Source organism: Streptomyces sp. NBC_00557, from assembly GCF_036345995.1.
In the GTDB taxonomy this organism is placed as follows: domain Bacteria; phylum Actinomycetota; class Actinomycetes; order Streptomycetales; family Streptomycetaceae; genus Streptomyces.
The window spans coordinates 459,350-483,936 of sequence record NZ_CP107796.1; the positions used below are offsets into that span (position 1 = coordinate 459,350).

Annotated in this window: 1 protein-coding gene; it reads right to left on the reverse strand. The window is 74.8% G+C overall.

The genetic code is table 11. The features are described 5' to 3' along the window. Positions 1-27: 27 nt before the first annotated feature. Positions 28-24,576 carry a type I polyketide synthase gene (locus OG956_RS01770; RefSeq protein WP_330336125.1) on the reverse strand — a complete coding sequence of 8,183 codons (24,549 nt, stop codon included), beginning with the start codon at positions 24,574-24,576 and terminating at the stop codon, positions 28-30. Between the last annotated feature and the right edge of the window lie 11 nt (positions 24,577-24,587).

A 24,587-nucleotide genomic window follows, 5' to 3' on the forward strand; every position in this document is an offset into this window, starting at 1 on the left:
CCGATGCCAACGGTTTCCCGCGGCTGATCACGACATCCCGAGTTCTTTGTCGATGAGGTCGAACAGCTCGTCCGCCGTCTCGACGGAGTCGAGTTCTCCGTCGTCGACGTCGGCGAGTGCCGCTCCGGACCGCCCGGAGCCGGTGCCGTTGTCGTGTCCGGCACCGCTGCCCTTCGTTGCCAGTTCCTGCCACTTCGCCGTCAGCCGCTGCAGCCGGGAAGTGATCGTCGCGTGGTCGTCGCCGCCGATCGTCGCGGCGGCGAACGCGGCCTCCAGCCGGTCGAGTTCGGCCAGCAGCGGTGCCGCGGTGGTCCCGGTGGCCGGGCCGTCCGCCTGCCGCGTGCCGGGCGTCTCCTCCGGCAGGGTGATCTGCTCCAGCAGATGACCGGCCAGCACCGTGGGTGTCGGGTGGTCGAACACCAGCGTGGCCGGGAGCCGCAGCCGGGTGGCCGCGGCCAGCCGGTTGCGCAGTTCCACCGCGGTGAGCGAGTCGAAGCCGAGTTCCTTGAACGCCTGGTCCGGTTCGATCTCGTCGGCCGAGGCGTGGCCGAGCGTGGCCGCCGCCTGCGCGCACACCAGGTCGACCAGGTACTGCTCCCGGTCGGCCGGGGCGAGCGCGGCCAGCCGGGCGCCGAGGTCCTGCGGCTCGGTGTGCGCGCCGGCCGCCGTGCCGGCCGCCTTCCGCGCGGGCGCGCGGACCAGGCCGCGCAGCAGCGGCGGTACGGCCTCGGCGTGGGCGCGCAGCGCCTTCAGGTCGAGGTCCACCGGCAGCAGCAGCGCCCGGTGGGCGGGGGCCGCCATGGTCGCCAGGCCCGCCTCGTCCAGCAGCCGCAGCCCCTGTTCGGCGCTGAGCGGCCGCATGCCGCCGCGTGCCATGCGCCGCAGATCGGCTTCGGACAGCTCGGCCGTCATGCCGGTGCCGGGCGCCCAGGCGCCCCACGCGAGGGAGACGGCGGGCAGTCCGGCGGCGCGGCGGCCGGCGGCGAAGGCGTCGAGGAAGGCGTTCGCCGCCGCGTAGTTGGCCTGACCGGCGCTGCCGAACGTGCCGGCGACGGACGAGAAGACGACGAACGCGGCCAGGTCCGCGTCACAGGTCAGCTCGTGCAGGTGGGCCACCGCGTCGGCCTTCGGCCGCAGGACCCGGGCCAGCCGGTCCGAGGTGAGCGCGGAGACCACGCCGTCGTCGACGACGCCCGCGGTGTGGACGACCGCCGTGAGGGGGTGCGCGGCGGGGACCGTGGCCAGCATGGCGGCCAGCTGGTCGCGGTCGGCCACGTCTACGGCGGCCACCTCGACCTGAGCGCCCCATTCGCCGAGCTGCGAGACGAGTTCGGCCGCGCCGGGCGCTTCGGCGCCGCGACGGCTGGCCAGCAGCAGGTGCCGTACGCCGTGCTCGGTGACCAGGTGCCGGGCGACCAGCGCGCCGAGACCACCGGTGCCGCCGGTCACCAGGACCGTGCCCTCCGGGTCGAGCGGGGCGGGCACGGTGAGGACGACCTTGCCGACATGGCGGGCCTGGGAGAGGTGACGGAAGGCGTCCGGGGCCCGGCGCACGTCCCAGCAGGTGACCGGGAGCGGCTTGAGCACACCCGCCTCGAACAGCTCGACGAGGTCCGCGAGCATCTGCCCGATCCGCTCCGGGCCGGCCTCCCACAGGTCGAACGCCCGGTACAGCACCCCGGCGTGCTCGCAGGCCACCGCCTCGGGGTCGCGGACGTCCGTCTTGCCCATCTCCAGGAAACGCCCACCACGCGGCAGCAGCCGCAGCGAAGCGTCCACGAACTCACCGGCCAGCGAGTCGAGTACGACGTCCATGCCCTCACCGTCGGTGGCCGCGAGGAACGCCGCCTCGTACCCGGTGTCGCGGGACGACGCGATGTGCTCGTCGTCCAGACCGAGTTCCCGCAGGGTGCCCCACTTGCCGGCGCTCGCCGTACCGAACACCTCGGCGCCGAAGTGCCGGGCGAGTTGGGTGGCGGCCATGCCGACACCACCGGCCGCCGCATGCACGAGCACCCGCTCGCCGGCCTGCAGCGAGCCGAGGTCCGTGAGCGCGTAGTACGCCGTGAGGAACACGATCGGCACGGACGCCGCCTGCGCGAAGGACCACCCCGCCGGAATCCGGATCACCGTCCGGGCGTCCGCGACGGCGACCGGGCCGAACGAGCCCGGGAACATGCCCATCACGCGGTCGCCCACGGCCAGCCCGGTGACGCCCGGACCGACCTCCGTCACCACACCGGCGCCCTCCCCGCCGAGCAGCCCCGCCTCTCCGGGATACATGCCGAGCGCGTTGAGGACGTCACGGAAGTTGAGGCCCGCCGCACGCACGGCGATCCGCACCTGACCCTCCGTCAAATCGGCGGCGGCCTCGGGGAACGGAAGCAGGGCGAGGTTGTCCAGGGTGCCCTTCTCAGTGCTGTCGAGATGCCAGGCCGACTCGCCCGCCGGGACCGTGAGCCCGTCGTCCGCCGGGACCCGGCCCAGACGCGGGGCGTACAGGTCGCCGTCGCGCAGGGCGACTTCCGGCTCGCCGCAGGCGAGCGCGGCTGCGAGCGCGGTACGGGAGGCGTCGGTGCCGTCGGTGTCGACCAGCGCGAACCGGTCCGGCGCTTCGGCCCGTGCGGCCCGGACCAGGCCCCACACCGCGGCGAGCGCGGGGTCGGGCGCGCCGGCGTCGAGCGCGACGCCGCCTTCGGTGACCACGACCAGGCGGGAGCCCTCGAAGCGGTCGTCGTCGAGCCATGCGCGTACGGCGTCCAGGACGCGGCTGGTCACGGCACGGACCGCGTCCGGCACGCCGGCGGCTGCCCGCGCCACCGGCACGGGGAACAGCACCGTCGCCGGGACCTGGGCGGGCAGCTCCTCCAGCGCCGGGTGGACGGCCGCGCCGGGCAGGAGGTCCGCGTCACCGATCACCGCTGCCGCGACGGCCGTGGTCTCGGGCGCGGTGAGCCTGGTCCAGTCGACCTGGAAGAGGCTCTCGCGGTGGCCGTCGGACCCGGCGCGGGCGGCGAGGTCGCCGGAGACCTGGCGCAGCAGCAGCGACTCGACGGAGGCGACGTTGCCGCCCGCCGGGTCGGCCAGCTCCAGGGCGACGGCCTCCGGTCCGGCCTGCACCATGCGCACGCGCAGGGCCCGGGCGCCGGACGCCCGCAGCGACACGCCGCTCCAGGAGAACGGCAGCCGTCCCCGTCCGGCTTCCGCCAGCGACACGAACATCATCGCGTGCAGGGCGGAGTCCAGCAGCGCCGGGTGGATGCCGAAGTCACCCGCGAGCCGCTCGTGCTCGTCGGGCAGGCCGACCTCGGCGAAGACCTCCTCGCCGCGCCGCCAGACGGCGCGCAGTCCGCGGAAGACCGGCCCGTAGGCGAATCCGGCCTCGGCGAAGCGGTCGTAGAAGTCGGCCACGGAGACGGGTTCGGCGTTCGGCGGAGGCCAGGCGGTCAGGTCGGCCGCCCCGGGGTCCGCGGGAGACGGGCCGGTGACGAGGGAACCGCTGGCGTTCAGGGTCCACGGGTCGGTGTCGAGGGCGTCCTCGGCCCGCGAGTAGATCTCCAGGGTGCGGGTGTCGGCGTCGTCCGGTGCGCCGACCCGGACCTGCACCAGTCGTCCGGTGCGCTCGGGCACGACCAGCGGGGCGGCGATCGTCAGCTCCTCCACCCGGTCGTAACCGAGCTGTCCGGCAGCGCACAGGGCGAGTTCGAGGAAGCCGGTGCCCGGGAACAGGACGGTGCCGGTGACGGCGTGGTCGCGCAGCCAGGGGTGCGTGCGCAGCGACAGCCGCCCGGTGAACAGCGCCTCCTCGCTGCCGGCCACCCGTACGGCGGCCCCGAGCAGCGGGTGTTCGGCCGAGCCGAGGCCCGCCGAGCCGAGGTCGCCGAGGGTGACGCCGGTGAGGTTGGGCCAGTAGCGGCGGCGCTGGAAGGCGTACGTCGGCAGCGGCACCGGCGCGGTCGCGGGAAGCCGCGCCGCCCAGTCCACACCGGCCCCGTCGACGTGCAGCCGCGCCAACGCCCCCACCAGAGTGTCGGCTTCGGAACGGTCCTTGCGCAGCACCGGTACGAGCACCGACGCCTCAGGCTCGTCCAGGCAGCCCTGCGCGAGCGCGGTGAGCGTGCCGTCGGGGCCCAGCTCCACGAACCGTCCCACGCCCTGCTCCGCGAGCACCTGTACGGCGTCGGCGTAACGCACCGCCTGCCGCACATGCCGCACCCAGTAGTCCGGGGAGGTCAACTCCTCCACCGTGACCGCCCCACCGGTCACGGTGGAGACGAACGACAGCTTCGGCCGCTCGTAGGCAAGGCTCTCCGCGACCTTGCGGAAGTCGGCGAGCATCGGCTCCATCAGCGGCGAGTGGAACGCGTGGCTCACGCGCAGGGCGGTGACCTTGCGGTCCTGCGCCCGGAAGTGCGCGGCCACCTGCTCCACGGCCTCTGCCGCGCCCGCGACGACCACCGCGCGAGGGCCGTTGACGGCGGCGATGCCCACCCGCTCGTCGTCTTCGAGCAGCGGCAGCACCTCGTCCTCCGACGCCTGTACGGCGACCATCGCGCCGCCCGCCGGGAGGGCCTGCATCAGCCGGCCCCGCGCCGCGACGAGACGGCAGGCGTCCGCCAGCGACCACACACCGGCCACGTGCGCGGCGGCGATCTCACCGATCGAGTGACCCGCGAGGACGTCGGCCCGTACGCCCCACGACTCCAGCAGCCGGAACAGGGCCACCTCGAGAGCGAACAGCGCCGGCTGGGCGTATTCGGTGCGGTTCAGGGTCTCCTGGTCCTCGCCGAACACGATCTCCCGCAGCGGGCGCGGCAGTTCGGTGTCGAGGTGGGCACACGCCGCGTCGAAGGCGTCCGCGAACACCGGGTACGCCTCGTACAACTCCCTGCCCATCCCCAGGCGTTGGGAGCCCTGACCCGCGAAGAGGAACGCGGTGCGCACATCGCGCCGCGCCGAGCCCGTCACCGCGTTCACCGCCTCCTCACCGGAAGCGACCGCCTCCAGGGCCCGCACCAGATCCTCCCGGCCCGTACCCCACACCACGGCCCGGTGCTCGAACAGCGACCGCGACCGCACCAGCGACGACGCCACCCCGGCGACCGCCAGGTTCTCGTCTCCGGTGACGCATTCCGCGAGCCGCCCGGCCTGGTCCCGCAGCGCGGCAGCCGTACGACCCGACACCACCCACGGGATCAGGCCACCGGTGTCGCTCGTGACCTCCTCGGGCGCCTCCTCGGCCGGCGGCTCGGCCAGCACCACGTGCGCGTTGGTGCCGCTGAGCCCGAAGGAGGACACGCCCGCTCGGCGGGCCCGTCCGTCGGTGCGGGGCCACGCGACGTGGTCGCCGAGGAGTTCCACGGCGCCGGCGGACCAATCGACGTGGGAGGACGGCTGCTCGGCGTGCAGGGTGCGCGGCAGCATCCCGTGCTGCAGGGCCAGCACCATCTTGATGACGCCGGCGATACCGGCCGCGGCCTGCGTGTGGCCGATGTTCGACTTCACCGAACCCAGCCACACCGGCCGGTCACGGTCCTGCCCGTAGGTCGCGAGGATCGCCTGCGCCTCGATCGGGTCCCCCAGCGAGGTGCCGGTGCCGTGCGCCTCCACCGCGTCCACGTCAGCCGGCTTCAGTCCCGCCGACGCCAGGGCCTGCCGGATCACCCGCTGCTGCGACGGCCCGTTCGGCGCCGTGAGACCGTTGGACGCGCCGTCCTGGTTGACCGCGCTGCCGGCCACCACCGCGAGCACCCGGCGACCGGCCGCACGGGCGTCCGACAACCGTTCCACCAGCACCAGACCCGCGCCCTCGGAGAACCCGGCACCGTCGGCCGCGTCCGAGAACGCCTTGCACCGGCCGTCGGAGGCCAGGCCCCGCTGACGGGAGAAGTCCAGGAACAGCCCCGGCGTCGACATCACCGTCACACCACCGGCCAGCGCCAGGTCGCACTCCCCCGCCCGCAGCGCCTGCACGGCGAGGTGCAGGGCGACCAGGGCGGCGGAGCAGGCGGTGTCGACGGTGACCGCGGGGCCCTCCAGGCCGAGCACGTAGGAGACGCGGCCGGAGACGATGCTCGCGGCGTTGCCGGTGCCGAGGTGGCCGCCGACGTCCTCGCCGGAGGCGACGAGGAGCGGAGTGTAGTCGTTGCCGTTGGTGCCGGCGAAGACGCCCGTGCGGGAGCCGCGCAGGGTTGTCGGGTCGATCCCGGCGCGTTCGAAGGCCTCCCACGCCAGTTCCAGCAGCAGCCGCTGCTGCGGGTCCATCGCGAGGGCCTCACGCGGTGAGACGCCGAAGAAGGCGGGGTCGAAGCCGGCCATGTCCCGCAGGAAGCCGCCTTCGCGGGCGGTGCAGGTGCCGGGGTGGTCGGGGTCGGGGTGGTAGAGGTTGTCGACGTCCCAGCCGCGGTCCGCCGGGAACGGGGCGATGGCGTCGGCGCCGTCGGCGAGCAGCCGCCAGAACTCCTCCGGGGAGTCGGCGCCGCCGGGGAAGCGGCAGCTCATCGCGGTGATGACGATCGGGTCGTCGCCGTTCGCCGCCGAGGCGGCGGGGCCCGCCGGGGCGGGCAGCCGGTCGTCGTCGCCCGTGGTGTCGCCGAGCTCGGCGAGCAGCATGCGGGCCAGTTCGGCGCAGTTGGGGTGGTCGAAGACCAGGGTGGCCGGCAGGCGAAGCCCGGTGATCCTGTTCATGCCGTTGCGGAGTTCGACGGCGCTCAGCGAGTCGAAGCCGAGGTCGCTGAAGGCGCGGGTCGGCTCGACGGCCTCCGGTCCGGGGTAGCCGAGGACGGTGGCGACGTAGCCGCGGACGACGTCGAGGACGGCGTCGGCGCGTTCGGCGCCGCTCAAGCCAGCCAGGTGGCGCACCAGCGCGGGGCCGTCGGCGGCGTCGGCGCCGAAGGCGTCCGCCGCGTTCTGCCCGGACGTTGTGCCGTGCGCGGGGGCGAGGGCGCGCTGGGCGTCGGGCAGGTCGCGCAGCAGGGCGCTGGGGCGGGAGCCGGTGAAGGCGGGCGCGAAGCGTTCCCAGCCGATGTCGGTGACCGCGAGGTAGGTCTCGTCGTGGTCGAGTGCCTGCTGCAGTGCCTGGCAGGCGAGTTCGGGCTGCATGTCGTAGACGCCGTAGCGGCGCAGGCGTTCGCCGACGGCGCCCTCGCCCATGCCGCCGTCGGCCCAGTGGCCCCAGGCGACCGCGGTGGCGGGCAGGCCCTCGGCGCGGCGCCGGGCGGCGAGCGCGTCGAGGAAGGCGTTGCCGGGGGCGTAGTTGCCGAGGCCGGGGCCGCTGATGGTGCCGGACGTCGAGGAGAACAGCACGAACGCGGACAGGTCCATCCCTGCGGTGAGTTCGTGCAGGTGGACGGCGGCGGTGGCCTTGGTGCGCAGCACCGGGTCCATGCGGCCGGCGTCGAGGGCGTCGATGACGCCGTCGTCGAGGTGGCCGGCGACGTGCAGCACCGCGTCGAGCGGCTGGTCGTCGGGGATCGTGTCGAGCAGGTCGCGCAGCGCGTCCCGGTCGGTGACGTCGCAGGCGGCGATGGTGACGCGGCCGGCGCCGAGGGCGGTCAGCTCGTCGCGCAGCTCGGCGGCGCCGGGCGCGTCGGCGCCGCGGCGGCTGGTGAGCAGCAGGTGGTCGGCGCCGAGGGAGGCGAGCCAGCGGGAGACGTGTCCGCCGACCGCGCCGGTGCCGCCGGTGACGAGGACGGTGCCGCGCGGGCGCCAGGGCTCGCCGGGCGGGGTGGCGCCGGCGAGCGGGGCGCGGTGCAGTCGTCGGCCGTAGGTGCCGGAGGCGCGTACGGCGGTCTGGTCCTCGCCGTCGGGGCGGGCGAGCAGCGCGCACAGCCGGTCGCCGGCGCGCCGGTCGAGGTCGGCGGGCAGGTCGATGAGGCCGCCCCAGCGGTCGGAGTGTTCGAGTGCGGCGACCCGGCCGAGGCCCCAGACGAGTGCCTGGGGTGCGCTGAGGACGTGCTCCGCGCCGGTGACGGCGACGGCGCCGCGGGTGGCGCACCACAGGGGTGCGGCGATCCCGAGGTCGCCGAGCGCCTGGAGCAGGGCGAGGGTGCCGGCGAGGCCGGCGGGCACGGAGGGGTGGTCGCGGTGCGGGGTCTCGTCGAGCGCGAGCAGGGAGAGGATGCCGCCCAGGTCGTCCGCGGTGAGGGCGTGTTGGTCGCCGGTGCCGGTGAGGGCGTCGGTGAGCAGGGCGGCCAGGCCCGTGCGGTCGCTGCCGGGGGCGGCGCCGTCGACGGTGACGACGCGTACGGGCACGCCGTGGCCGGTGAGGGCCTGTCGGGTGGCGTCGGCCAGCGGGTGACCGGCGGCGGGCACGGCGAGGAGCCAGGTGCCGGCCGGGGGTGCGCCCGCGGTGTCCTGGGTGAGCGGGGTCCAGCCGACGGTGTAGCGCCAGCCGTCGACGGTGGACTGCTCCCTGCTGCTGCGCCGCCAGGAGGACAGCGCGGGCAGCACCTCGCGCAGCGGCGTGTCGCCGCCGAGGTCGAGGGTGGCGGTGAGGGCGTCGAGGTCCTCTTCCTCCACGGTCCGCCAGAAGCGGCTCTCGACCTCGTCGGAGACGTCGGCGCCGGGGCCGGCGGCGGTGTCGGCGAGGTCGTCGCGCAGTTCGGGCCAGAACCGCGTCCGCTGGAAGGCGTAGGTGGGCAGGTCGACGCGGCGGGCGCCGGTGCCGGCGAAGACGGTGTGCCAGTCGACGTGCACGCCGTGCGCGTGGGCCTCGGCGAGGGAGGTCAGGAACCTCTCGTGGCCGCCCTGGTCGCGGCGCAGGGTGCCGAGGACGACGGCGTCGGCGGCGGCGTCCTCGATGGTCTCGCGCAGCCCGAACGCGACGACGGGGTGCGGGGAGACCTCGATGAAGGTGCGGTGGCCGGCCGCGAGGAGGCCGCGCACGGCGTCCTCGAAGCGGACGGTCTCGCGCAGGTTGGTGTACCAGTAGGCGGCGTCGAGGACGGTGTCGTCGTCGAGCCAGTCGCCGGTCACCGAGGAGCGGAAGGGGATCTCGGCGGGGCGGGGCTCCAGCCCGGTGAGCGCGTCGAGGACGGGGCCGCGCAGGGGTTCGACGTGCGCGGAGTGGCTGCCGTAGTCGACGGCGACCTTGCGGGCCTGGACGCCTTCGCCGGTCAGTTCGGCGAACAGCTCGTCCAGGGCGTCGGCGGCGCCGGAGACGACGACCGAGCCGGGGCCGTTGACGGCGGCCACGGCGAGCCGGTCGCCGAAGCGCTCCAGCCGCGGGCGCACCTGGCCGGCGGGGAGCGGCACGGACATCATGCCGCCGTCGCCGGCGATCGCGGTGATGGCCTTGCTGCGCAGGGCGGCCACGCGGGCGCCGTCCTGCAGGGACAGCGCGCCGGCGACGACGGCCGCGGCGATCTCGCCCTGGCTGTGTCCGACGACCGCGGCGGGTTCGACGCCGTGCGCGCGCCACAGGTGGGCGAGGGAGACCATGACGGCCCACAGGACGGGCTGGACGACGTCCACCCGGTCCAGGTCGGGCGCGTCCGGCCCGCCGCGCAGGGCGGCGGTCAGCGACCAGTCCACCCATGGCGCGAGGGCTTCCTCGCACTCGGCGATGCGGCGGGCGAACTCCGGTGCGGTGTCGAGGAGTTCGCGGCCCATGCCGGGCCACTGGGCGCCCTGGCCGGGGAAGACGAGGACGGGTCCGGTGCCGCGCCGGTCGGTGCCGCGGACGACGTCGCTGACCATGCGGTCCTCGGCGAGGTCGCGCAGGCCGCGCTCGAGGCCGTCGAGGTCGGCGGCGAGGACGACGGCGCGGTGCTCGAACGCGGTGCGGGTGGTGGCGAGGGACAGCCCGAGGTCGGCGAGGTGGGCGCCGGGGTGCTCGCGCAGGTGGGCGAGGAGCCGGCCGGCCTGGGCGCGCAGCCCGTCGGGGGTGCGGGCGGACAGCGGCGCGGGGACGAGGGGCAGCGCGGCGGCGGTGTGGTCGCCGCCGGTCTCCCGGGCGGTGTCCTCGGCCGGCGCGTCGGGGGCCTGCTGGAGGATGACGTGCGCGTTGGTGCCGCTCATGCCGAACGAGGAGACGCCGGCCCGGCGCGGGCGGCCCGTCTCGGGCCACGGCACGGCCTCCTCCAGCAGCCGTACGGTGCCCGCTGACCAGTCGACCTCGCGGGTCGGTGTCTCGGCGTGCAGCGTGGCCGGGAGGACGCCGTGGCGCAGGGCCATGACCATCTTGATGACGCCGCCGACACCGGCCGCCGCCTGCGCGTGGCCGATGTTCGACTTCAGGGAGCCGAGCCACAGCGGCCGGTCCGCGGGCCGGTCCTGGCCGTAGACGGCGATCAGGGCCTGCGCCTCGATGGGGTCGCCGAGGGTGGTGCCGGTGCCGTGCGCTTCGACGGCGTCGACGTCGGCCGGGGTGAGGCCGCCCGCGGCCAGGGCTGCGCGGATGACGCGCTGCTGGGAGGGGCCGTTGGGCGCGGTGAGGCCGTTGGAGGCGCCGTCCTGGTTGAGGGCGCTGCCCTGGACGACGGCGAGGACCGGGTGGCCGTGGCGGCGTGCGTCGGACAGCCGTTCGAGGACGACCATGCCGGCGCCCTCGGCCCAGCTGGCGCCGTCGGCGTCCGCGGAGAACGGCTTGCAGCGGCCGTCCTCGGCGAGCGCGCGCTGCCGGCTGAACTCGATGAGCGAGCCCGGCGTCGACATCACGGTGACACCGCCCGCGAGCGCCAGGTCGCACTCGCCCTGGCGCAGGGACTGCACGGCGAGGTGCAGGGCGACGAGGGAGGAGGAGCAGGCGGTGTCGACGGAGAGCGCCGGGCCCTCGAGGCCGAGGGCGTAGGCGATGCGGCCGGACAGGACGCTCGGCGAGTTGCCGGTGCCGATGTAGCCCTCGAAGCTGTCCTTCGCGGCGCCGAGGATGCCGACGTAGTCCTGGTAGGTGACACCGGCGAAGACACCGGTGAGGCTGCCGCGCCGGGACGCCGGGTCGATGCCGGCCCGCTCCAGCGCCTCCCAGGACGTCTCCAGCAGCAGCCGCTGCTGCGGGTCCATCGCGAGGGCCTCGCGCGGGGAGATGCCGAAGAAGCCGGGGTCGAAGTGGCTCGCGTTGTGCAGGAAGCCGCCTTCGCGGGCGTAGCAGGTGCCCGGGTTGTCGGGGTCCGGGTGGTACAGCTTCGCCAGGTCCCAGCCGCGGTCGGTGGGGAACGGCGAGATGCCGTCGCCCCGGTTGGCCACCAGCTCCCACAGCTCCTCCGGGCTGGTGATGCCGCCCGGGTAGCGGCAGGCCATGCCGACCACGACGATCGGGTCGTCGTCGAGGCGGGCGCGGGCCGTGACGGGCGCCGCCGAATCCGTTGCCGCGCCGAAGAGTTCGGTGTCGAGGTGCGCGGCGAGCGCGAGCGGGGTGGGGTGGTCGAAGACGAGGGTGGCGGGCAGCAGGACGCCGAGGTCGGCGCTGAGCCGGTTGCGCAGTTCGACGGCGGTGAGGGAGGCGAACCCGAGGTCCTTGAAGACCCGGCCGGGCTCCACCTCGTCGACGTCGGCGTAGTTCAGGACGGCGGCCGCGGTGCGGCGGACGAGGTCCAGCAGGACGCGCTGCCGTTCGGCCGGGGAGCGGCCGTCGAGCCGGTCCACGAGCCCCCCGCCCTGAGCCGCGTCGCCGGAGTCGTCGGCGGCGCGGCGGCGCCGCGCACGGGCGGGAGCGGGCGCCGAGTCCGTACGGGTCTGGGCGGGCGCCGAGTCCGGACGGTGGGCGCTGTCCGCCGGGGCCTGCTCGGCGGCGACGGGGCGCAGCCGCAGGGAGTCGACGGTGAGGACGGGCCGGCCGGAGGTGTCGGCGGCGAGCAGGGTGAGCGTGTTCTCGCCGGTCCGGGTGAGCCGCACGCGCAGGGTGCCGGCGCCGTCGGCGTGGAGGGTGGCGCGCTGCCACGCGAACAGCAGCAGCCCGTCGTCGAGTCCGGCGGGCACGCCGAGCCCGAGGGGCTGCAGGGCCGCGTCGAGCAGTGCCGGATGCAGGCCGAACCGCCGTGCGGCGTCCCGCTCCCCGTCGGGCAGGGCGACCTCGGCGTACACGTCGTCGCCGTGCCGCCATACGGCGCTCAGCGCACGGAACGCCGGACCGTACACCGGGCCGGCGCCGGCGGCGAGACGGTCGTACAGGCCGCCGACGTCGACGGGTTCGGCACCTGCCGGGGGCCAGTCGGCGAGCGGCGTCCGGGGCGGAACGGCGGTGGTGTCGGCGGGCGCGAGCAGCCCCTCGGCGTGGCGGGTCCACACGGTCTCGTCGTACGGCGTGCCGTCGGCGCCGGAGTAGACGGCGACGGGCCGGGTGCCGCGCGCGTCGGGTTCGCCGACGCGGACCTGGAGGCGGACCGCGCCGCGTTCGGGCACGGTCAGCGGCGTCTGCAGGGTGAGGTCGCGGACCTCGTCGCAGCCGACGTGGTCGCCCGCCTGGACGGCGAGTTCGAGGAAGGCGGTGCTGGGCACGACGGCGTGGCCGCCGAGCCGGTGGTCCGCCAGCCACGGCTGGGAGCGCAGCGACAGCCGTCCGGTGAGGACGACCGTGTCGCTGTCCGCGGCCCGCACCGCGGCGGCGAGCAGCGGGTGGCCGGTGGCGTCGAGCCCCAGCGCCGAGGCGTCACCGGAACCGGCGGGGACCTCGAGCCAGTAGCGGCGGCGCTGGAAGGCGTAGGTGGGCAGCGCGGTCCGCGGCGCCCGGGCCAGGACGGGCAGGACGCTCGTCCAGTCGACGTCCGCACCACGCGTGAACAGCGCGGAGACGGCCTCCAGCAGGGCGCGAGGCTCGGGACGGTCGTCGCGCAGCGCGGGCACGTGCAGGGCGTCCGCCAGGGCCGGGCAGGACGCGGCCAGGGTGGTCAGGGTGGAGTCGGGGCCGAGTTCCAGGCAGCGGGTGACGTGCTGGGCGCCGAGCGCGCTCACGCCGTCGGCGAAGCGCACCGCGTCCCGGACGTGCCGCACCCAGTACTCGGGGGAGGTCAGCTCCTCGGCGGTGGCGGGCTCCCCGGTGACGTCGGAGACGACGGGGATGCGGGGCGCGGCGTAGGAGAGGGTCTCGGCGACGGCACGGAAGTCGGCGAGGACCGGTTCCATCAGCGGGGAGTGGAAGGCGTGGCTGACGCGCAGCCGCCGGGTGCGCCGGCCGAGCGCCTCGACGGCGGCGGTGATCTCCCGCACCGCGTCCTCGGTGCCGGACACCACGAGGGACAGCGGCCCGTTGACGGCGGCGATGCCGGCCTCGGCCTCGCGGCCGGCGAGCAGCGGCAGCACCTCCTCCTCCGACGCCTGCAGCGACACCATCGCCCCGCCCTCGGGAAGGGCCTGCATCAGCCGGCCACGCGCCGCGACGAGCCGGCAGGCGTCCGACAGCGACCACACCCCGGCCACGTGCGCGGCGGCCAGCTCGCCGATCGAGTGCCCGAGCAGCACGTCCGGACGCACACCCCACGACTCCAGCAGCCGGAACAACGCCACTTCCAGCGCGAACAGCGCGGGCTGCGCGAACTCGGTCCGGTTCAGGGCCTCCTGGTCGTCACCGAACGCGATCTCCCGCAGTGGGCACGGCAGTTCGGGGTCCAGGTGAGCGCAGGCCGCGTCGAAGGCGTCGGCGAAGGCCGGGTAGGTGTCGTACAACTCGCGTCCCATGCCGATGCGTTGCGAGCCCTGACCCGCGAACAGGAACGCGGTGCGGCCGTCGGTGAGCGCCGAGCCGACGACGGCGCCGGCCGCCGCCTCGTCCTGGGCGACCGCGCGCAGTCCGCGCAGCAGTTCGTCGCGGTCGGCGCCGAGGACGACGGCTCGGTGTTCGAACACCGAGCGGGTGCGGACGAGGGACGCGGCGACCTCGATCCCGGCGGCACCGGGGCGCGCCTCGACGAAGCCGGCCAGCCGCTCGGCCTGGGCGCGCAGCGCGGCACGGGTGCGGCCGGACACGAGCCAGGGCAGCAGGGGCGGCTCGGGGGTGAGAGCGGGGGACTCGTCGTCCGCGCCGGCCGGGGCGGGTTCCGGCTGCTCCAGGATCACGTGGGCGTTGGTGCCGGACACGCCGAACGCGGACACACCGGCGCGGCGGGGACGGCCCTCGAGCTGCGGCCAGGCGGTGTTCTCCGTCAACAGGGCGACGTCACCGGCCGACCAGTCGACGTGCGAGGAGGGCTCGTCGACGTGCAGAGTGCGCGGCAGCACGCCGTGCCGCATGGCGAGCACCATCTTGATGACACCGGCGACACCGGCGGCGGCCTGGGTGTGCCCGATGTTCGACTTCAACGAGCCCAGGTACAGAGGGTGTTCGCGGTCCTGGCCGTACGTGGCGAGGAGGGCCTGCGCCTCGATCGGGTCGCCGAGCGTCGTACCCGTGCCGTGGGCCTCCACCGCGTCCACGTCGGCCGGGGTCAGCCCGGCCGACGCCAGGGCGGCACGGATGACGCGCTGCTGGGCGGGCCCGTTGGGCGCGGTGAGGCCGTTGGACGCGCCGTCCTGGTTGACGGCCGAACCGGCGATCACCGCGAGCACGTCGTGCCCGTTGCGGCGGGCGTCGGAGAGCCGTTCGACGACGAGGACGCCGACGCCCTCAGCCCAGCCGGTGCCGTCGGCGTCGTCGGAGAACGCCTTGCACCGGCCGTCCGCCGCCAGTCCGCCCTGGGCGCTGAACTCGACGAACGCGCCCGGGTCGGCGAGCACGGTGACGCCGCCCACCAGGGCGAGGTCGCACTCGCCGGACCGCAGGGACTGCGCGGCCAGGTGCAGCGCGACGAGGGAGGAGGAGCAGGCGGTGTCGACGGTGACGGCCGGCCCCTCGAAGCCGAAGGTGTAGGCGACACGTCCGGAGACCACGCTGCCGGCGACGCCGGTCAGCAGCTGTCCGTCGAGTCCCTCGGGCACTTCGCGCAGTCCGGCGCCGTAGCCGGAGCTGCCGGCGCCGACGAACACGCCGGTACGGCTGCCGTGCAGCGAGTCCGGCCGGATCGCAGCGTGCTCCAGCGCCTCCCAGGACGCCTCCAGCAGCAGCCGCTGCTGCGGGTCGACGGCGAGGGCCTCGCGGGGCGAGATGCCGAAGAAGCCGGGGTCGAACTGCGCGGCGTCGGCGAGGAAACCGCCGGCGCGGGTGTGACTGCGGCCCCGGCGGGCACCGTCGCCGTCGCTTCCACCGTCGGTCGAGCCGTGGAGCGCGTCGAGGTCCCAGCCGCGGTCGGTGGGGAACTCCGAGATCGCGTCCGTCCCTTCGACGACCAGACGCCACAGGTCGTCCGGGCCGGTCACGCCGCCGGGCAGGCGGCATGCCATGCCGACGACGACCACCGGGTCGTCCGTGGTCGAGGTGACCGGGACGGGCAGTCGTCCGGCGTCCTGCGTGCCGTGGTCGTCGGCGAACAGCTCTTGGTGCAGCAGGCGGGCCAGTGCGGCCGGCGTGGGGTGGTCGAAGACGAGGGTGCTGGGCAGCTTCAGACCGGTCTCGGCGGAGAGCCGGTTGCGCAGCTCGACTGCGGTCAGGGAGTCGAAGCCGAGGTCGCGGAAGGACCGGGTGGCCTCCACCGCGCCGACCCCGGTGTGCCCGAGTACGGCGGCGGCACCGCCGCGCACCAACTCCAGCAGCTCACGCTCGCGTTCGGCGCCCGACAGACCGGCGAGCCGGTCGCGCAGGCCCGCACCGGCCGTGTCGCCGGAACCGGTGCCCGCGATCTCGATGGTGGCCGCCTGGGCTTCGGGTAGGCCGGTCAGCAGGGCGCTGGGACGCACGCTGGTGTAGGCGGGGGTGAACCGGGCCCAGTCCACGTCCGCGACGACCACGACCGGCTCCGCGCCGGTGACCGCCCGGGCCAGGGCGTGGACCGCCCGCCGGGGTTCGAGTGCCATCAGTCCCCGGCGACGCAGCGCCGCCGTGGCCTCGGCGCCGGCCGCCATGCCGCCGTCGGCCCACGGCCCCCACGCCACCGACGTACCGACCAGCCCACGTGCACGACGTGCTTCGATCAGGCCGTCGAGGAAGGCGTTGGCCGCCGCGTAACCGGCCTGACCGCCACTGCCCCACACCCCGGCGATGGAGGAGAACACCACGAACGCGTCCAGCGCCCGCTCCCCCAGCACCGCATCCAGATGCACGGCACCGGCCACCTTGCCCGCCCACACCTCGGCAAGCTCCTCGCCCGACATCTCCTCCAACGGCACGTTCACCACCGCACCGGCCGCATGCACGACCGCATCCACCGGATGCTCGGCGAGAAGAGCCTCCACCGCTTGACGGTCGGCCACATCACAGGCGGCGACCGTCACCCGCACGCCGGTGGCCGCCAGCTCGTCCCGCAGCTCGGCCGCGCCAGGCGCGTCGAGGCCGCGGCGGCTGACGAGCAGCAGGTGCTCGGCACCGTTCCCGGCCGCCCACCGGGCCACACGGGCGCCCAACGCGCCCGTACCACCGGTGATCAGCACCGTGCCCCGCGGCCGCCACACCGCCGCGTCCGCCCCGGTAGCGGGCACCCGCTCCAGCCGCCGCCCGAACACCCCCGACGCCCGCACCGCAACCTGATCCTCATCACCCGCACCGGCCAGCACGGAGGCGAGACGGCCGGCCGTACGGCTGTCGATCACCGCGGGCAGGTCGATCAGGCCGCCCCAGCGGCCGGACGCCTCCAGCGCGGCCACGCGGCCGAGGCCCCAGACGGCGGCCTGGAGGGCATCCCCGGTGCCGTCGGACCGGCCGACCGACACCGCGCCTCGGGTGACGGCCCAGAGAGGTGCGGTCACGCCCGCGTCACCGAGAGCCTGGACGAGCTCGAGGGTGGCGGAGACGGCCGACGGGACCGCGTCGCTCGGGGCTTCGTCGGCGAGGGCGAGCAGGGAGACCACGCCCGCGACGGGCCGGACGGTTTCGAGACGCGCGGCCAGTTCGGCGCGGCCGGTCTCGTGGGTCAGCCGCTCCACCTCGGCGCCACGCGCGGTGAGCACGTCGATCACCGACCGCGCCCAGGCGTCGTCGACGTGCGCGGCCGGCTCCACCACCAGCCAGCGCCCGGAGAGGGCTGCGGAGGCGGGAACGTCCGCGAGGGGCCGCCAGCCGACGTGGTAGCGCAGGGCGTCCACATCGGCCTGTTCGCGCGTCCGGCGGCGCCAGGAGGTCAGGGCGGGCAGCACCGTGCCCACGACGTCCTGGTCCAGGTCCAACTCCCCGGCCAGCGACTCCAGGTCCTCCCGCTCGACCGCCTCCCAGAACCGGGCGTCGATCTCACCGCCCGTTCCGACGGCGGCCTTCGGCTGCGCGGGAGCCGGCCAGTACGTCTCGTGCTGGAAGGCGTACGTCGGCAGCTCCACCGGCTCCACGGCCGGGAACATTCGCGACCAGTCGGCCTCGGCGCCACGAGTGAACGCGGAGGCCACGGCGGACACGACGGACACGGCTTCCGGACGGTCCTTGCGCAGTACCGGGACGAACAGCTTTCCGTCCCCGTCCGCCACACAGTCCTGACCGAGCGCCGTGAGGGTGCCGTCCGGACCGAGTTCCAGGAAGCGCACGGTGGCGTGCTCGTCGGCGAGGGTGCGGACGGCGTCGGCGTAGCGGACGGTGCGGCGGACGTGGTCCACCCAGTACTCGGGGGAGGTGATCTCCTCGTCGCTCGCTGAGACACCGGTCACCGTGGACACGATGGGGAACTTGGGACGGTCGTACGACAGGCTCCGCGCGACCTTGCGGAACTCGGCGAGCATCGGCTCCATGAGCGGCGAGTGGAAGGCGTGGCTCACACGGAGAGCGGTGACCTTGCGGCCCTCGGCACGGAAGCGCGAGGCGATCTCCTCCACGGCCTCTGCGGCTCCCGAAATCACCACCGCCTGCGGCCCGTTGACCGCAGCGATGCCCACCTGCTCACCGAGCAGGGGCAGCACCTCGTCCTCCGAGGCCTGCACCGCCGCCATCGCGCCACCGGCCGGCAGCGCCTGCATCAGCCGGCCGCGTGCCGCCACCAGACGGCACGCGTCCGCCAGCGACCACACGCCAGCCACGTGCGCGGCGGCGATCTCACCGATGGAGTGACCCGCCAGCACGTCCGGTCGTACGCCCCAGGACTCCAGCAGCCGGAACAAGGCGACTTCCAGGGCGAACAGCGCCGGCTGGGCGTACTCGGTGCGATTCAGCGCGTCGGCGTCCTCACCGAAGACGAGCTCCCGCAGGGGACGCGGCAGTTCGGTGTCGAGGTGAGCGCATACGGCGTCGAAGGCGTCCGCGAACACGGGGTACTCGTCGTACAGCTCCCGGCCCATGCCCAGGCGTTGGGATCCCTGACCGGCGAACAGGAAAGCCGTACGACCGCCCTCACCGACGTTACCGACCATCGCACCGGCACCGGCCGGCTCACCGGCGGCGACGGACCGCAGGCCGCTGACCAGCTCGTCCCGGCCTGCGCCCCAGACCACGGCCCGGTGCTCGAACACCGACCGCGAGCGCACCAGCGCAGCACCCACCTCGACCGGTGACACCCCGGCCCGCTCGGTGACGAACTCCGCCAGCCGCCCGGCCTGCGCCCGCAGCGCCTCACGGCTCCGCCCGGACACCACCCACGGCACCAACGACGGCACCGGGCCGCCCTCGACCCCGGCCCGAGGCTCCTGCTCGACCGGCTGCTCGAGGACGACATGGGCGTTGGTGCCACTCACGCCGAAGGCCGAGACGGCGGCGCGGCGCGGTCGGTCACCGTCGAGCGACCATTCCCGCTCCTCGGTGAGGAGTTCGACGGCTCCGGCGGACCAGTCGACGTGCGAGGACGGTTCCTCCACATGCAGCGTGCGCGGCAGCACCCCATGCTGCATCGCCAGCACCATCTTCATGACACCCGCGACACCGGCAGCGGCCTGCGTGTGCCCGATGTTCGACTTCACCGAGCCCAGATACAGCGGGCGTTCGCGGTCCTGGCCGTAAGTGGCCAGCAGCGCCTGCGCCTCGATGGGGTCGCCGAGGGCGGTGCCGGTGCCGTGCGCCTCCACGGCGTCCACATCCGACGGCTTCAGTCCGGCGCTCGCGAGGGCCGCCCGGATCACCCGCTGCTGAGAGGGGCCGTTGGGTGCGGTGAGACCGTTGGAGGCGCCGTCCTGGTTGACCGCGCTGCCCCGGACCACCGCCAGCACCCGGTGCCCGTTGCGGCGCGCGTCGGAGAGCCGCTCCACGACGAGGACGCCGACGCCCTCGCCCCAGCCCGTGCCGTCCGCGCCCTCCGCGAACGCCTTGCACCGCCCGTCCACCGCAAGCCCCCGCTGACGCGAGAACTCCACGAACGCGCCCGGCGTCGACATCACCGTCACACCACCGGCCAACGCCAGATCGCACTCACCGTTGCGCAGCGCCTGCACCGCCAGATGCAGCGCGACCAGCGACGACGAGCAGGCCGTGTCCACCGTCACCGCCGGCCCCTCGAGCCCCAGCACGTACGACACCCGGCCCGACAGCACCGACGCCGCGTTCCCCGTGCCCACATGACCCTCGAAGTCCTCACCCGAGGCCAGCAGCACACCCGTGTAGTCCTGACCGTTCGTACCGGCGAAGACACCCGTACGACTGCCCCGCAGCCCCCCCGGAGCGATACCCGCCCGCTCCAACGCCTCCCACGACGTCTCCAGCAGGAGCCGCTGCTGCGGATCCGCCGCCAGCGCCTCCCGCGGACTCATCCCGAAGAACCCGGCATCGAAACGACCCGCACCGTCCAGGAAGGCGCCGACGTCGACCATGGTGGTTCCGGGTCGGGTGCCCTCCGGGTCGTACAGGGCGGACAGGTCCCAGCCGCGGTCGGCCGGGAAGGGACCCACCGCGTCACCGCCCTCCGACAGCAGCCGCCACAACCCCTCCGGATCGCTCACCCGACCCGGGAAACGGCACGCCATCCCCACGATCACCACCGGATCGTCCGACACCGGCACGGCCACCGTGGACGACGGCTCCGCCTCTGCCAGCTCACCCAGCAGCTGCTCACGCAGATACCGCGCCAGCGCCACCGGCGTCGGATAGTCGAACACCACGGTCGCGGCGAGACCGGAGACGCCCGTGAGGGTGACGAGGGTGTTGCGCAGCTCGACGGCGGTCAGGGAGTCGACGCCCAGGTCGCGGAAGGCACGCTCGGCGGTGACGGACTCGGGGTTCGGGTAGCCGAGGACGCCGGCGGCACAGGACTGGACGGTCTCCAGCAGGACGCGGTCCTGTTCGGCGGAGGTGAGTCCGGTCAGCCTGCCGAGGAGACCGGCGCGGTCGCCGGGCCCGGTGCGCTCAGCGGCGGCGGCGCCCGCGCCCTCGACGGCGGCCCGTGCCTCCGGCAGAGAGGCGATGAGCGGGCTGGGGCGTGTCGCGGTGAAGGCAGGGGCGAAGTCGGCCCAGTCGAGGTCGGCGACGACGACGGAGGGCGCAGGGCGGGCGACCGCGCGGGCGAGGACGTCCAGGGCGGCGGTGCCGGTGAGCGGGAGGACTCCGCCGCGCCGCATGCGGGCGACGGAGGCGCTGTCGTCGGCCATGCCGCCGTCGGCCCACGGGCCCCACGCGATGGAAGTGGCGGTCAGTCCGGCCGCGCGGCGGCGCTCGGCGAGCGTGTCGAGGAAGGCGTTCGCCGCAGCGTAATTGCCCTGCCCGGCCGCGCCAATGCTGCCGGCGAAGGAGGAGAAGAGGACGAAGGCGTCCAGCTCACGGTCGCGGGTCAGCTCGTCCAGGTGCAGCGCACCGAGCGCCTTGGTCCGCAGGACGCCCGCGAACCGCTCCGGGGACAATGCGTCGATCACACCGTCGTCCAGGACACCCGCCGTGTGCACCACGGCATCCACCGGGTGCTCGGCAAGGACGTTCTCCACGGTGGCACGGTCCGCCACGTCACCCGCGATCACGCTCACCCGCGCACCGGCAGCCCGGAGTTCGTCCCGCAGATCGGCCGCGCCCGGCGCGTCGATGCCACGCCGGCTGACCAGCACCAGATGCTCGGCACCCTGCTCGGCGGCCCAGCGGGCCACCCGCGCGCCCAGCGCACCCGTCCCGCCGGTGACGAGGACCGTCCCGCGCGGCTGCCACGCGGTGGTGCCACCAGCCGAGGTGACGCGTTCGAGGCGGCGGCCGAACGCCCCGGACGGGCGCACGGCGACCTGGTCCTCGTCGGCGGCGCCGCCGGCCAGCACGGAGACGAGCCGCTGTGCGGCGCGCCGGTCGAGGGTGTCGGGCAGGTCGATCAGACCGCCCCACCGGTCCGGGTACTCCAGCGCCGCCACCCGGCCCAGACCCCACACCGCACCCTGCACCGGATCCGGCGCACCGTCCGAACGGCCCACCGACACCGCACCCCGCGTCACCACCCACACCCGGCCACCCACACCGGCGTCCCCGCACGCCTGCAGCAGCGCGGCGACGGTTCCGCAGACCTGGGCGGCGTCGGCGTCGGTCGTGGGCGTGACGAGGACGACGCCCGAGACGCCGTCGGCGGCCAGGTTCGTCAACTCGGCGGTGAGCGCGGTGCGTTCCGGGGTGGCGGGGAGTTCGAGAACCGTGGCTTCGGCTCCGCGCGTGGTGAGGGCCGTCCGCAGGGTGGCGGTGCGGTCGTCGCCGGTCGTTCCTTCGGGGACCAGGAGGAGCCACCGGCCGGAGAGCGGGGTGTCGGAGGACGGGTCGAGCGGTTGCCAGTGCGGGCGGTACAGCCACCCGTCGGCGCGTGCGCGCTCCTGGCGGCGGCGCCGCCACGACGACAGGGCGGGGACGACTCCGTCCAGGGACTCCGGGGTGAGGCCGAGCGAGGCGGCGAGGGTGCCGAGGTCACCACGCTCCACGGCGTCCCAGAACTCGGCGTCGGCGCTGCCGGCGGCCGTTCGTGTGCCGTGCGTGTCGCTGCCGGTGGCGGGACGGCTGTGGTCCGCGAGCCAGTAGCGGCGGTGCCGGAAGGCGTAGGTGGGCAGGTCGACCCGCTGTCCGCCGGGCACGACGGCCGCCCAGTCGACGGGGGCGCCGTGGGTGTGGAGGCGGGCCAGCGCCGTGACGACGGAGGCGGGCTCGTCGCGGTCCTTGCGCAGGGTCGCCGTGAACAGGGTCGCGTCACCGCCGCCCGTCTGCGTCGCGGCCTCGGGGGTGTTCTGGGCGAGCGCGGTGAGGGTGCCGTCGGGGCCCAGCTCCAGGTAGCGGGTGACGCTGCGGGCGGCGAGGGCGCGTACGGCGTCCGCGAAGCGGACGCTCTCGCGGACGTGGCGCACCCAGTACTCGGGCGAGCGCAGCTCCGCTGCGGTGGCGGTGGCGCCGGTGACGGTGGAGACGACCGGGAGGACGGGTTCCGCGTAGTCGAGGCTCTCGGCGACGGCCCGGAACTCGGCCAGCATCGGTTCCATCAGCGGCGAGTGGAAGGCGTGACTCACGCGCAGGGCGGTCGTCTTGCGACCTTGGTCGCGGAAGTGCGCGGCGATGCGCTTCACAACGTCCGCCGCTCCCGAGACGACCACGGCCTGCGGGCCGTTGACCGCTGCGATGCCCACCTGCTCATCCAGCAGCGGCAGCACCTCGTCCTCGGCAGCCTGAAGGGAGATCATGGCGCCGCCTTCGGGCAGCGCCTGCATGAGCCGGCCGCGCGCGGCGACCAGGCGGGTGGCATCAGCCAGCGACCACACCCCGGCCACGTGCGCGGCGGCGATCTCACCGATGGAGTGACCGGCGAGCACGTCCGGCCGTACGCCCCAGGACTCCAGCAGCCGGAACAGGGCCACTTCGAGGGCGAACAGGGCCGGCTGGGCGTACTCGGTGCGGTTGAGCAGCTCCGCGTCCTCGCCGAACACGATCTCGCGCAGACTGAACGGCAGTTCGGCGTCCACCGCGTCGAAGGCGGCGGCGAACACGGGGTACGTGTCGTACAACTCCTTGCCCATGCCGAGCCGTTGGGAGCCCTGCCCGGCGAACAGGAAGGCCGTACGGCCGTCGGGCTGGGCGGTGCCGGTGACGATCCCGTCGGCGGGCTCCCCGTCGGCGAGGGCAGTGAGCCCTGCCACGAGATCGGCTTTTCCGGTGCCGATGACGGCGGCGCGGTACGGCAGCGCGGAACGGTGGGCGGCGAGCGACCAGGCGAGGTCGAGCGGGTTGATGTCGGGACGTTCCCGCAGGCGGGCGAGGAGACGGGTGGCCTGGGCGGGCAGGGCGTCCGGGGTGCGGGCGGACAGCACCCACGGCAGTACGCGCTCACCGGCGGGCGTCGTGGCAGCCTCACGGCCCTCGTCGGACCGGGTGCCCTCGGGGCCTTCCTCGCGTGGCGCTTCCTCCAGGACGGCATGGGCGTTGGTTCCGCTCACACCGAAGGCGGACACGGCGGCGCGGCGCGGCCGGCCGTCGTACGACGGCCACTCCCGGGCCTCGGTGAGGAGTTCCACCGCACCGGCCGACCAGTCCACGTGCGAGGACGGCTCCTCCACATGCAACGTGCGCGGCAGCACCCCGTGCTGCAACGCCAGCACCATCTTGATCACACCCGCCACACCGGCGGCGGCCTGCGTGTGCCCGATGTTCGACTTCACCGACCCCAGCCACAACGGCCGTTCACGGTTCTGCCCATACGTCGCGATGAGCGCCTGCGCCTCGATGGGGTCGCCGAGAGTGGTGCCGGTACCGTGCGCCTCCACCGCGTCCACGTCGGCGGGAGTGAGCCCGGCCCCGGCGAGCGCCTGCCGGATCACCCGCTGCTGCGACGGACCATTGGGCGCCGTAAGACCGTTGGAAGCGCCGTCCTGATTGACCGCGCTGCCCCGGACCACCGCCAGCACCCGATGCCCATGACGGCGCGCATCCGACAGCCGCTCCACCAGCAGCATGCCCACGCCCTCGGACCAGCCGGTACCGTCCGCGCCCTCCGCGAACGCCTTGCACCGACCATCCGCCGCAAGCCCCCGCTGCCGCGAGAACTCCACAAAGACGCCCGGCGTCGACATCACGGTCACACCGCCGGCCAGCGCCAGATCGCACTCACCGTTGCGCAGCGCCTGCACCGCCAGATGCAACGCCACCAGCGACGACGAACAGGCCGTGTCCACCGTCACCGCGGGGCCCTCGAGCCCCAGCGCGTATGACACACGGCCGGAGACCACCGACGTGGAGTTGCCGGTGAGCAGGTGGCCGCGCACGTCGTCGGGGACGTCGGTGAGCCCGGCGCCGTACTCCTGGTTGCTGGCGCCGACGAACACACCGGCGCGGCCGCCCCGCGCCGACTCGGGGTCGATGCCCGCGTGTTCGAACGCCTCCCAGGACGTCTCCAGCAGCAGCCGCTGCTGCGGGTCCATGGCGACCGCCTCGCGGGGCGAGATCCCGAAGAAGGCGGCGTCGAAGTCCCCGGCACCGGTCAGGAAGCCGCCCTCCCGGGCGTAACTCCCGTCCTGGCGGCGGGAGTCCGGGTCGTACAGGGCCTCGACGTCCCAGCCGCGGTCGGTGGGCCATGCGGAGATGGCGTCCACCCCGTCGGACAGGAGCTGCCAGTAGTCCTCGGGGGACCGCACCCCGCCGGGGAAGCGGCAGCTCATTCCGACGATCGCAATGGGCTCGTCCCCACGCGACTCCAGCTCCTGAAGCCGGCGCCGCGTCTCGGCGAGGTCGGCGGTGACCCACTTGAGGTAGTCCCGGAGCTTGTCTTCATTCGCCATTGGAACTTGCC